This window comes from Actinomycetota bacterium (genome assembly GCA_035540895.1).
Classification (GTDB): Bacteria; Actinomycetota; JAICYB01; order JAICYB01; family JAICYB01; genus DATLFR01.
This window is the reverse complement of sequence record DATLFR010000043.1, coordinates 1-12,045: the sequence shown is the minus strand read 5'-3', so window position 1 is coordinate 12,045 and position 12,045 is coordinate 1. Positions and strand designations below refer to the sequence as shown.

Sequence of the window (12,045 nt, the reverse complement as noted above, 5' to 3'; positions counted from 1 at the left end):
GGATGGACCGGGGCGTGCAACACCGAGACGCTGTCCGAGGACAGGTAACAGAGACCGCGGCAGGCGGGGTCGTCCTGCCAAACGCTCCCCGAGGTGGGCGGCCTCCACCCCCCGCCCTCCGTGACGACCGCGCCGCGGTTGCCCAGGGCGTCCGCCTCGTCGAAGAACACGATGACGCCGCCGTACCGGATCGAGAGCTTCCTCAGCTTCCGATAGAGCGCCTTGACCTTCAGCGCACCCACCCCGACGAACATCTGGATGAAGGCACCGGGGTCCACGAAGACGAAGGGTTTGCCCGTCTCCCCGGCAACGGCCTCGGCCAGCAGCGTCTTGCCGGTCCCGGGCGGTCCCCAGAGCAGGATCCCGCCCGGCAGGTACCCTCCCCGCTCCTCGATCACCTCGGGCCGCTCGAGGTAGAAGATGCTCTCCCTTATGTGGTCGAGGACGTGGTCCTGGCCCCACACGTCGCTGAACCTCGTCTTGATGTCCTCCGGCATGTAGGTGTCGATCCCGCCCTTGCTCAGGAACCAGAAGAGCGCGGCGAACTGGACGATCAGGAAGAACATGCCGAAGAGCAGGCGCAGCGCCATCGGCAGGATGTTCCAGAGCGCCAGCGGGAGCTGGAAGAGCGCGGTGGAGGGCGACGTGTCCGTCGTGCGGGCGAGCACGAGATCGGCTACGGCGAGCACGAACAGCCACTTGGCCACCCGGGCGATCCGGTAGCGGTTCCAGTCGTCCATGCGCGAGGCGCGCCGTTCGAGGCCCCCGAAGATCCTGTTCGACCACAGGTGGTGGTAGCCCGCCGACCTCTCGCTGATCAGGTAATGGACCTGGCGCACGGCCTCGAGTCCGATGAGCCAGAGCAGCCATCGGTAGTCGTGGGAGGCGATCCACATGGCCTCCGCGAAGACGAGGCTCGGGTCGGCCGCGAGGATGCCCCAGACCAGGAACATGTAGGAGCCACCCAGCAGCAGGAGGATCTTGACGCGGTCCCACCAGGCGAGCGGACGCCGCGTCGCGCGCTCGCGGGGGTCGCCGTAACCGGGGGGCGGTGTGGGGCCCGTGTCGTGGTCCGGCCAGGAGAGTCCCGGCCGCTGGTGTCCGTCGTCGCTCATGGGCGGCCCCGGGCCTAGACGTTCTTCAGCTGGTCGTACAGCTCTTGCCGCTGACGGGGCTCGAGGAGCCCCGAGATGGCATCGGCCGTCCGGCGCGCGTCGGCGTCCCGGTCGAGCTTGGCGAAGGTGAACGCGAGCGTCCTGTAGTACCGGACGTCGTAGGGGTTGAGGTCCACCGCCCGGCGAGCCGGCCTCGCCGCAGCCGCGTACCTCGAGCGCGTGTACTCGGCGAGCGCGACCGCGTAATGGGCGCCGGGGAAGGTCTCGTCGAGCTCCACCGCCCGGGTAGCGTGCTGGTGAGCGAGCCGGACGCTCCCGAGCTGGGCGAGTGCCTGCGCGAAGGACACGAGCACGCGCGTGTTGGTCGGCTCCTGGTTGAGCGCGATGCGCCAGTCGCGCTGGGCGCGGTCGCGGAACTCATCCACCTTCTCGACCGGCAGCTCCCGGTGCTGTGACTGATTGAAGAGCAGCTCCGCCCTCAGGCTGATCGCTTCCGTGAAGCCGGGGAACAGGTCCGCCGCGCGCTCCGCGCTCTCTATGTTCTCGTCGAACGGCCCCGTGGACTGCGCCCTCAGGTAATGGACGATCGGGTCGTCGGGGGTCTCCCGAACCATCTCCTGGTAGTAGTCCTTCCGGACGTCGATGTTGCCCGGGTTCTGGGCGGTCACGGTGACCTGGCGGGCGGCTCCCCCTCCCGCGGGGAGGACGCGCAGACGCCGCTCGTCCCCCGGGCGCGCCCGCAGCTGACGGACGGCGAGCTCCGCGTTCACCGAGGGGTCGCCGTTCACGTGCGTGATGACATCTCCCCGCTGCAGGTTGGCGCCGGATGACGGCCCGTCGGGCTGCACCCACAGGACGACCACACCCGGCTCGGAGGGGGAGCCGAGCAGGCGGGGGAAGGTCCGACTGTTGCTGACCACGATGAGCCCCACCCGTCCGGTCAGGTTAGGGTCGGCGACGGGTGGCGGTTCGACGTCCTCCGCCCGGTCGGACCCTTCGTCCTCCCCGGTCTCCGACGGCGACGCCGTCGGACCGGGACCGTCGCGGCCCTCGGGAGCGCGGCACGCGGAGGCGCCCAGGGCCAGGACGAGGAGCAGCACCATGAAACGGATGCGTCTGTCGCGCACGTCGGTCTCTCTCGTGATCGGGGTCGAGGTCCGGGGGCTCGAGCGGCCCCAGAGCCGGAGGCGGGATTTGAACCCGCGGCCTGTCGATTACGAATCGACTGCTCTGCCCCTGAGCTACTCCGGCAACGCAGGGATCCTACCAACGCTCGCCTCCCACGGTTGCTCCCGCGGGAGCCGGGGAGCCGAGTGCGCCGTGGACGGCGAGGAACACCTGCTCCAAGACCACCAGCACGTTCGCGTTCGCGGCCAAGCGCCGTCGCGCCAGGTCCACCGCAGCGAGCGCACGCAGGACCGCGGGCACCGCCCGTGGACCGAGGCGGGAGACGACCTCCCCCAGGACGGGCCGGAGCCCGGGGTCGAGGAGCGGGCCATCGCGGTCATGGGCGACCACGAGAGCGTCGCGGAGCACGCACTCGAGGTCCTCGAGCACCTCGTCGAGGGCGACCTGCTCCGCTCGGCGCTGCTCCCGTCGCAGCCTGTCCTCGACCGCCTTCTTGGTCTCCCGTAGCCACTCGGCGGCCTCGGCCGCCGACTCCCGGTGTCGCTCGGCGATCCGGTCGCGCATCTCACGGGTCCGGGCGGCCACGGTCTCGGCGGCGGCCAGCGAGTCCGCGGGGTCGCGGGCGGGCTGCAGCGCCAGGGAGACCACCTCCTCTCGCCGCGCGCGGGCGTCTGCGTCCGAGGCGAGCTGCCGGGCCCGGTCGGGCGTCCCGGCCAGACGCGCCCACCGGCGGGCCTCGTCGTCCGGCACCCCGGCCGAGACCAGCATCTCGGCGGTCTCCCCCTCCGAGGGGGCGTGGAACGCGATCTCACGACAGCGCGACCGCACCGTCTCGAGGAGGGCGTCACCGTTGGGCGCGACGAGGACGATCGTCGTGGCCGTCGGCGGCTCCTCGAGCGCTTTGAGGAAAGCGTTCTGCGCGTTGGGGTTCATCCGGTCCGCCCGGTCGACGACTATGACGCGACGCGAAGCCTCCGTGGGCACCCGCCACGCCGCCCGGACCGCGTCGCGCACCTGCTCGACGAGCAGCTGCATGCCGGGGGGCTCCAGCGTGTCTACGTCCGGATGGACCCCCAGCGACACCGCCCTGCACGTCCGGCACCGGCCGCATCCACCGTCCGGACAGACGAGCGCCGCCGCGAACGCCTCGGCCGCCGCGCGAGTCACCCGTCCGGTGCCGCCGGAGAAGAGGTACGCGTGGGAGACGCGCCCGGAGGAGACGTCTCCCTGCAGCAGGCGGACCGGTCCGGACTGGCCGGCGATCGGCTCCCAGACGCTCACCCGTCTATCCGTCCCCTGTAGACGTCGAACGCGGCCACGGTCCCGGCCACCACGCCGAGGAGCCCGCCCAGCGCGAGGGCGAACCGGACCCCCTCCGCCGCGTCGCCCGAGACCTGCCCGAAGAGCTGGGCGAGCGATGGGAACGCGATCAGCGATAGGAACAGGGAGAGGCGGATCACGATCTGGACGGAGGCGAACGTCCGGCCACGGACCGCGTCCGGCACCTTCTCCTGCAGCATCGCGAAGGCGGTGGCGGTGGCCGCGCCCGCACAGGCTCCGAGGAGCCCGGCCACGGGGAGCGCGTACTCCAAGCGCGTGACCATCGAAGCGCCGACGAGCACCAGACCGCCGGCGATGATGGCGCCCGCGAAGACCCAGCCCTTCGAGAGGCGGTCACCGACGAACCCGAGCACGAGCACGCCGAGGCCCATCCCCGTGCCGAGGAAGGCTACGACCAGGCCGAAGCTCTGGGCTCCCCCGCGCAGCACCTGGCTGGTGTAGGGGGCGCCGAGCGAGAAGATGACCGCGCCCCCGACGAGCGCGAACCCGATCCCTCGCATGATCCTGGCCACCTCCCCACGCTCAGAGAGGTACCGGAGCCCCTCCTTTATCTCTTCCACGACCACCCGGAAGCGCAGGGGCCTCTTCTCCCGTGGGAGACCCGGGAAGTCGATCCGCGAGATCAGGGCGACCGAGACGAGGAAGGTGACCGCGTCTATCCACAGGGCGAGGTTCTCCTCGTTCAGCTGGAGCTCGGCCAGAGCGGGGAACTGGTTGCCGATCAGCTGCCCGACGCCGACGAGCCCGGTGAACGCCAGCGCCCCGAGCGGGAAGACCCCGTAGGTGGTGAACAGGGCGAGGGAGTTGGCGGCCACGAGCCACCGGGACGGGACGAGGTTGGGGATGAGCGAGTCCTTCGCCGGCATCCAGATCAGCGAGAGGGTCTCGAGGGCGAAGGACACCGCGTAAAGGAACGGCAGGGACCGCGCGAACGGCACGGTCGCGATCAGGACGGCACGGAGCAGGTCGCACGCCATCATCGCCTTGCGCCTGTCCCAGCGGTCGAGCGCGACGCCGGCCAGCGGCCCGATCACGAGGGCCGGGAGCACCCGGAAGATCATGAGCCCGGCGATCGCGAGCGGGTTGCCGGGGGCGAGCCGGTCCGTTATCGCGAGGAGGGCGAACAGTCCGATCCAGTCCCCCAGGCTCGAGACCGTCATCCCGAGCCACAGCCGGCGGAAGTTGCGCAGCTTCAGGACCGACCGGTACGGGCTGCGGCGCATGCCGGTCGAGCCCACGGCTTCGCCCACCGGGATCTGCGGTGGGACCGACGAGACAGGCTTGGACGGGTCGCTCATCTGAGGGTGGCTCCGGACCCATCTATAGCCTATGCGGGAGACCTCCCGGCCCTCTCCAGGGGTTCGGTCGGGGCTGGCGCGGCCCCCGACGTACGTCGGGGGCCGGACGCGGGGCCGCTTGACAGCCTCGCGGAGCACCCCCATCCTTCCCCCTGCGATGCCCAAGCCCCTCGTCATCGTCGAATCCCCAGCCAAGGCCCGCACGATCGCGGGCTACCTCGGCACGGGCTACCTCGTGGAAGCGTCCATGGGGAACATCCGCGATCTGCCCCGCAGCGCGGCCGAGGTGCCCGAGTCGTACAAGGGTCAGCCGTGGGCGCAGCTGGGGGTCGACGTCACCAAGGACTTCGAGCCGATCTACGTCGTCCCACCGGAGAAGAGGGAACAGGTCCGGAAGCTGAAGGCGGCGGTGAAGGACGCCTCAGAGGTGTTCCTGGCGACCGACGAGGACCGGGAGGGGGAGTCGATCGCCTGGCACATCGCCGAGATCCTCCAACCCAAGGTCCCGGTGCGACGGATGGTCTTCCACGAGATCAGCCGGAAGGCGATCCAGGAGGCGATCGATCGGCCGCGCGAGCTGGACATGCAGCTCGTCTCCGCCCAGGAGACCCGCCGCATCCTGGACCGCCTGTACGGCTTCGAGGTGTCCCCCGTGCTCTGGAAGAAGGTCGCCCCGAAGCTGTCCGCGGGCCGTGTCCAGAGCGTGTTCACCCGGCTCGTCGTCGAACGCGAGCAGGCGCGGATGCGCTTCCGGTCCGCTGCCTGGTGGGACGTGAAGGCCACGTTCGAGGCCGGCGGCACGGACGGGTCGTTCGTCGGCACCCTCGTCTCCCTCGACGGTGCCCGGCTCGCGACCGGGAAGGACTTCTCCGAGTCGGGTGAGCTGACCCGTCAGGGGGCCGTCCTACTCGACGAGGCTCAGGCCCGCGAGCTCGCGGATCCGCTTCGCGACTCGGCGTTCACCGTGCGCTCGGTGGAGGAGAAGCCCTATCGACTCTCTCCGCACGCGCCGTTCATGACCTCGACCCTGCAGCAGGAGGCGGGCCGGAAGCTGCGGTTCTCGACCCGATACACCATGCAGCTCGCCCAGCGTCTCTACGAGAACGGCTACATCACCTACATGCGGACCGACTCGACCGCGCTGTCCGAGACGGCCGTGGCGGCCGCCCGGGCCCAGGCGGGGGAGCTGTACGGGCCTGATTTCGTCCCGGACCGCCCCCGCACCTACGCGAAGAAGGTGCGCAACGCCCAGGAGGCGCACGAGGCCATCCGGCCGGGAGGCGACCGGTTCCGCACGCCCGACGAGGTGGCGCGGGAGGTCAGCGCCGACGAGGCGCGGCTGTACGAGCTGATCTGGAAGCGGACGGTCGCGTCACAGATGGCCGACGCGGTCGGGTCGAGCGTCCAGGTCAGGGTGGGGGCCGTGGCCGCCGGGCGCGACGCGGAGTTCGCGGCCTCCGGACGGACCATCTCCTTCCCGGGGTTCCTGCGCGCCTACGTCGAAGGGTCGGACGACCCGGAGGCGGACCTCGAGGACAGGCAGAGCTTCCTGCCTCCTCTGGTCGAGGGACAGTCCGTCCGGGCGGTGGACCTGGAGGCGGACAGCCATCAGACGCAGCCCCCGGCCCGGTTCACCGAGGCGTCGCTCGTGAAGGCCGCCGAGGAGCTCGGGGTCGGGCGTCCTTCGACCTACGCGTCGATGATCGCGACGATCATGGACCGCGGCTACGTCTGGAAGAAGGGTTCCCAGCTCGTCCCCACGTGGACGGCCTTCTCGGTGGTGACGCTGTTGCAGCGCCACTTCCCCGACCTCGTCGACTACGCCTTCACGGCTCGGATGGAGGACACGCTCGACGACATAGCCCAGGGCGAGCAGGACTCCCGGCCGTGGCTGCGCCGCTTCTACCACGGCAACGGCGAACCCGGGCTCCACGAGCTCGTGAACGAGAGGCTCGACGAGATCGACGCCCGGGAGGTCAACACGATCCCGCTCGGGAGCGACGACCTCGGCCGGGAGATCGTCGTGCGGGTCGGCAAGTTCGGACCGTACGTGCAGCGCGACGAGGAGACGGCCTCGATCCCCGAGGACATCCCGCCGGACGAGCTCACGGTCGACCGCGCCGCCGAGATCCTCTCGGCGCCGAAGGGTGACAAGATCCTCGGCACGGACCCGGACTCCGGGCTCACCATCCTCGTGCGCAGCGGCCGGTTCGGTCCGTACGTGCAGCTGGGCGACCCCGACGAGCTCGAGGCGAAGGGGGCGAAGGCGAGGACCGCCTCGCTCTTCAAGACGATGTCGCCCGACGAGATGTCCATCGAGACCGCGATGAGGCTGCTGTCGCTCCCCCGTACGGTCGGGTCCCACCCGGAGACGGGCGAGGAGATCGTCGCGGCGAACGGGAAGTTCGGTCCCTACCTGAAGATGGGAGCCGAGACCCGGTCGCTCGATACGGAGGAGCAGATCTTCGAGGTCGACCTCGGGGAGGCGGTCCGACGTCTGGCCGAGCCGAAGAGGCGGCGGGGCCAGCGTGCCCCGGCTCCCCCGCTCCGCGAGCTCGGGCCCGATCCCGTCTCCGGCCAGCCCGTCGTCGTGAAGGAGGGGCGCTTCGGACCCTACGTCACCGACGGGGAGACGAACGCTTCGCTGAGGACGGGAGACGAGCCCGAGTCGATCACGATCGAGCGGGCGGCGGAGCTCCTCCAGGCCCGCCGCGAGAGGGGGCCGGCCAAGAAGAAGGCCACGCGCAAGAAGACGACGGCCAAGAAGCCGGCGGCGAAGCGCAGGTCCCCGAAGCGCAAGGCCTAGACGCCGAACAGGCGCAGGCCGCTCACCACGAGCGTCGTGACGATCGTCGCGGCGATGAGGACGCCCACTCCGATCAGCGGGATCGCCCGCCGGGGCCGGACGCCGAACAGGAACGCGGCTAGGGCGCCCGTCCAGGCCCCGGTCAGAGGGAGGGGGAGGGCCACGAACGTGATGAGCGCCAGGTCGCGCCACCTCTCGAAGCGGTGAGAGTGCTTCGTCCGCGTGCGGTCGAAGAGCTTCTCGAAGAATCGGTCGAAGAGGCGCGATCGGCTGCGCAGGAAGTCGGAGACGGGTTCGAGGAAGAAGAGGATGATCGGGACCGGGATCATGTTCCCTAGGACGGCCCAGGCGAACGCCTCGAGGGGCGGGAGCCGGTAGGTGAGGATGGCGAGCGGGATCGCTCCCCGGAGCTCGACGATCGGGACCATCGCCAGGACGACGGTGGCGAGGGGCGCGGGGAGACCCTGGACGAGCTCGGCGAATGCGTGGCGCACTAGAGCTCTATCTCGTCGGCGACGAGCTGCAGGCCCTCGATGCCGAGAGCGATGAACTCGTCGAGCTCGAGCCCGATGGAGTCGGTGACGCCGGTGATGTCCTCGCGGGCGACTCCGGGCGCGAACGCGCGGTCCTTCAGCTTCTTGCGGACGGAGGAGACCTTCATCCCCTGAGCCTTCTCCGGACGAACGAGCGCGACGGCCACGAGCAGTCCCGAGATGGCATCGGCGTGCACGATCGCCTTGGACATCAGGTCCGTCCGGTACTCGGGATGGGCGTGCGCGAGGGCCGCGTTCACGACCTGCTCGTCGACGCCCAACGGCCGGAGCCACTGGGCCGTGGTGTATCCGTGGATGGAGAGGTCGTGGTGCGTCTCGTCCTGGTCCAGGTCGTGGAAGAGACCGGCGAGGGCCCACGTGTGCTCGTCGCCGCCGAAGTGGCGTCCCAGGCGGCGCATGATCCCCTCGACCGAGATCAGGTGGCGGACCGTCGTCTCCTTCGACGTCCTCTCCCGGACGAGCCCGAGCGCCTGTTCACGGTCCATGACGTGCAAGATGCTACGTGCTCGGACCCTCTCAGCGCAGGCTGGGCACCAGCGGCTTGAGCACCTCGATGCGCTGCGGGTGCGTGGTGGACCGGTTCCCCACCACGTCCACCGCCTCGGCCCACACGTCGTAGGTGCCGGGCTCCAGGTTGACGTCGGCCACCCACATCCCGCTCTCCTGGTCGTAGCGAGCGGTCACGCGGATCGGCTCGGGTCCCGGCTTCGACACCTGGGGCGCGGCGGACTGGGCCGGCGTGGGCGACGGGGCCGGCGACGAGCTCGGCTGAGGCGTGGAGCTGGGCGCCGGGGTCGCGGACGGGGCCGGCGTCGACGAGGCCTTCGGGGTCGGCGAGGGCGTCGGGCTCGACGTGGGCCGCGGCGTGGGCGACGGTGACGGCGACGGTGACGGTGACGACTGCGGCTCGTCGGTCCGGCGCAGGACCAGGACATCCACACCGGCCACGGGGCTCGAGTCCTCGGTCTTCACGGAGAAGCGAGCCGGGTTGCCGAAGCTGATGGCCGGGGCGAACAGGACCGCCGAGGGCGCGGTGTTGTCGATCCGGAACCGAACCTCGCGCTCGAACTTCACCGAGCCCATGATCAGAGCCTCGAGTCGCAGCAGGTGGTCGCCCTCGCGGTCGACCTTCGTCGATCGGCCGATCGCTCGCCCGTTCAGGGTCGCCCTCGCGTCGGTGAGCGGTCCCACGGGACGCCAGGAGAGCGACACGGTCCCCGTGTAGATGCCGCCGTCCCAGACGCCACCCAGCTCGAAGTCGGGCTTCTCCAGACCGGTCGCGGCGTCTCCCAGCTTGCCGAAACCGCCTTCGGGGTTCGAGATGCCGGCTGCGGCGAGCAGGGCAGCGAGGATGGCGTCCTCAGAGGCGGGGGTGACGGTCCAGCGGGCTGGGACCGAGCGGCGGACGAGGTTCGAGGCCGTACGGACCACGACATCGCCCGACCCGTCTCCAGGCGTGGAGACCAGGTCGGCGGCGAACCCCATGTCGACCGCGCGGATATCCCCGGGCTCCAACCAGAAAGCGCCCGGAGCCCGGTCTCCCGAGACGGACACGTGGTAACCGCCCGTGGCTAGCGCCTCGGGCTCGACGAAGACGAGGACGGGGGAGCTTCCCCCGTTGCGGATCCGGAACAGGTCGACGAAGGAGGTGGACGTCCCGGCGGGGATCTCCCCGAGGTCCAGGCTCACGCGGCCGGCCGGGTCGGCGGTCGCCGCCTGCTGGGGCAGGTTGTCGCGGACCATCTGGGCGACCCCCGGAAGCACCTCGATCCTCTCGTGGGTCCCGACGGGCTTCGTGCCGTTGTCCGCGCGCGACGAGTCGTAGGTCTTGAAGGCCCAGGGCGCGGGAGCGATCGCGAGCGTGATCCCCAGGATCGTCGCCATCATCTTGATGCGCGATGTCGGGACGGGAGTGACCATCGCCTGTCCGGTTCCGGCGGCGATGGTGACCTCTAGCCTGTTCGACCTGCGGCGTCCCATCTTCTTCCCCTCGAGCGTGTCCCCAGACCGGGAGCCCCCAGATGCCTCCCGACACCGTTAGCAACGGGCACGGAGGGTCCAGCCGTCGGGTGTTTCTGCGCGGGATCCGCCCGATAGTCCGTTTCGCCCGGTTCAGATGTCCGCGGGATCGGGGGCGGGCGACCGCTCGGGGGCCAGGTCCTGGACGACCGGCTGGTCGGGGGAGAGGTCATGGACGACCGGCTGCTCGGCCGAGACGGGTTGGCCGGCGGCCGGACGGTGGCCGCGGCGGCGGCGGCGCCTCCGAGGCTTCCCCTTGCCCTTGGCCGCCTCCGGCGGAGCCGCCGGGCGCCTTATGTCCTTCGCGTCGGGGAGCTTCTCTATCTGTTCCACCCTCTGCTCGTAGGACCGCAGCTCCTCTCCCCGCACGCCGAGACCCGAGATCGCGCCCCCTATGACCCGCGCGCCCGGCTCGAGTCCGATCGCACCCCGGGCGTGGGCTCCCCCGGAACCGGGGGTGCCGACCCGCGCGTTGGCGAACAGGAGGATGTGGGTGCTGGAGTCGGCCGGGCCCAGGACGGCCGCTCCCTCCTCGACGACGATGAGCCCGTCGGAGGCGACCTGCGCGAAGCAGTGGGCGCGGGCGTGGAGGAGGATCCCCCGGCCCGCCCGCACCGGTCTCTCGAGCTCGGCGTCCTGGAAGACCTCCAGAGACCCCTCCACCGCGAGCGCGTAGCTGACCACCACCCCGGGAGGCACGCGCAGGTCGGCCCCCACCCGGACCGTCTCCGGCTCGAGGACCCAGCGCGGCCTCCGCCCCAGCACGGCCGGCGGACGGGGTATCCCCCGGTCGAACAGGCCGAGCTGGCGGGCGCGCGCCAGGACGTGGGAGCCACGACGCAGCTCCCCCGTCCGCTCCGCGAGCGCTTCGACGAGCTCGGCGAGGCGGCCGCCGGGCCACAGCTCGGTGAGCGCGGCGTCCAACCGCGGGGTCCAGACCGGCTCCTTGAGCGGCTGCGCCTCCGAGAGAGGCACCAACTCCTCCTGTCCGGGCTCGGACGCGCACCTCACCACGGGAGCGAGCGCTGATCCGACGACCGCCCCCGGTCTGAGGACGACCTGACGGCGGGACAGGACCGGTCCGGACACCTGAGCCCGCCTGTCCACCCTGACCGAGCCGCCGGAAGCCACCCCGCCGGTGACCGAGGCCCCCTCGTCCAACCGGCACTCCCCGTCCACGACGAGCGTCGTCGCCCTGGCCCGGGGGCCCAGGCGAGCCCGGCCCCGCACCCACGAGGGGCCGAGCAGGCGTGCGCCCGCTCCACAGCGCAGGTCGCCGTGCACGATCAAGGACGCCTCGACGACCGCGCCGTCCGGGATCGTGAGCGACCCGGCGACGCGCAGGACCGCTCGGCCCTCGGCGCGTGCGCGCCGCGGCATCCGGTCGAGGAACGGAACCTCGTTCGGCTGGACCGCCCCGTGCACCCGGGTGAGCAGCTCCCGGCGGAGGACCCGCACCCACGCGTCGTCCACCGGGTCGTCCTCCGGGAGCCGCGGACGGGGGTGACGGGCGAGCAGGACCACCGCTCCGGGAGCGAGCATGATCGCCCACATGCACGCGTAGAGGGCGGCGAGCAGCCAGAACCCCGTCACCGCGGCTCCTTCCAGGACCGTGGGGTCTCCCACACGACCGGGGCGGCGGGGGCTCGCGACGTGGGAGCCCGACGGGTGCGCCGCCGCGACTGGGAGCCGGCCACCGACGTGCGCACGGCCGTGCCCGCCGACCGGGAGCGCATCGAGGAGCTGATCGCTCAGGCCGGGCTCCCCCTGTCGGGGCTGCGGAC

Annotated in this window: 9 protein-coding genes and 1 tRNA gene; 1 reads left to right on the top strand and 9 read right to left on the bottom strand. The window is 71.3% G+C overall.

The features are described from left to right. The 5 genes from VM840_02380 to VM840_02360 form a co-directional block, all read right to left on the bottom strand. The coding region (locus VM840_02380) for an AAA family ATPase (protein HVL80422.1) at positions 1-1,115 on the bottom strand (1,115 nt) is incomplete at its 3' end. Between the two features lie 14 nt (positions 1,116-1,129). After that, positions 1,130-2,242, bottom strand: a complete 1,113-nt coding sequence (locus tag VM840_02375) for a PDZ domain-containing protein (GenBank protein ID HVL80421.1) — start codon at positions 2,240-2,242, stop codon at positions 1,130-1,132. A 52-nt stretch (positions 2,243-2,294) separates the two neighbouring features. Continuing rightward, positions 2,295-2,366, bottom strand: a tRNA-Thr gene (locus VM840_02370). 12 nt (positions 2,367-2,378) lie between these two features. Further along, entirely contained in the window at positions 2,379-3,524 is a 1,146-nt protein-coding gene (locus tag VM840_02365; protein ID HVL80420.1) for a hypothetical protein, read from the bottom strand. After that, positions 3,521-4,882, bottom strand: a complete 1,362-nt coding sequence (locus VM840_02360) for an MFS transporter (protein ID HVL80419.1) — start codon at positions 4,880-4,882, stop codon at positions 3,521-3,523. The genes VM840_02365 and VM840_02360 overlap by 4 nt, the downstream gene beginning before the upstream one ends. Before the next feature lie 157 nt (positions 4,883-5,039). Here VM840_02360 and topA point away from each other — a divergent pair, with 157 nt between their 5' ends. Further along, complete coding sequence (gene topA / locus VM840_02355) at positions 5,040-7,688, top strand: type I DNA topoisomerase (protein HVL80418.1); 2,649 nt, start codon at positions 5,040-5,042, stop codon at positions 7,686-7,688. Here topA and VM840_02350 read toward each other — a convergent pair. The 4 genes from VM840_02350 to VM840_02335 form a co-directional block, all read right to left on the bottom strand. Then, positions 7,685-8,182 (bottom strand): small multi-drug export protein, encoded by a 498-nt coding sequence (locus VM840_02350; GenBank protein ID HVL80417.1) that lies wholly within the window; start codon positions 8,180-8,182, stop codon positions 7,685-7,687. The genes topA and VM840_02350 overlap by 4 nt on opposite strands. Further along, positions 8,182-8,727 carry an HD domain-containing protein gene (locus VM840_02345; GenBank protein HVL80416.1) on the bottom strand — a complete coding sequence of 182 codons (546 nt, stop codon included), beginning with the start codon at positions 8,725-8,727 and terminating at the stop codon, positions 8,182-8,184. Before VM840_02345 ends, VM840_02350 begins: the two co-directional genes overlap by 1 nt. A gap of 31 nt (positions 8,728-8,758) precedes the next feature. Further along, positions 8,759-10,222 (bottom strand): hypothetical protein, encoded by a 1,464-nt coding sequence (locus VM840_02340; protein ID HVL80415.1) that lies wholly within the window; start codon positions 10,220-10,222, stop codon positions 8,759-8,761. Positions 10,223-10,354: 132 nt separating this feature from the next. Further along, positions 10,355-11,854 carry a hypothetical protein gene (locus VM840_02335; GenBank protein ID HVL80414.1) on the bottom strand — a complete coding sequence of 500 codons (1,500 nt, stop codon included), beginning with the start codon at positions 11,852-11,854 and terminating at the stop codon, positions 10,355-10,357. Positions 11,855-12,045 lie beyond the last annotated feature (191 nt).

What these genes read in the sequence shown, in the direction of transcription:
- topA (HVL80418.1), top strand. Translation starts at nt 5,040, where the DNA reads ATGCCCAAGCCCCTCGTCATCGTCGAATCCCCAGCCAAGGCCCGCACG.
- VM840_02345 (HVL80416.1), bottom strand. Translation starts at nt 8,727, where the DNA reads ATGGACCGTGAACAGGCGCTCGGGCTCGTCCGGGAGAGGACGTCGAAG.
- VM840_02360 (HVL80419.1), bottom strand. Translation starts at nt 4,882, where the DNA reads ATGAGCGACCCGTCCAAGCCTGTCTCGTCGGTCCCACCGCAGATCCCG.
- VM840_02340 (HVL80415.1), bottom strand. Translation starts at nt 10,222, where the DNA reads ATGGGACGCCGCAGGTCGAACAGGCTAGAGGTCACCATCGCCGCCGGA.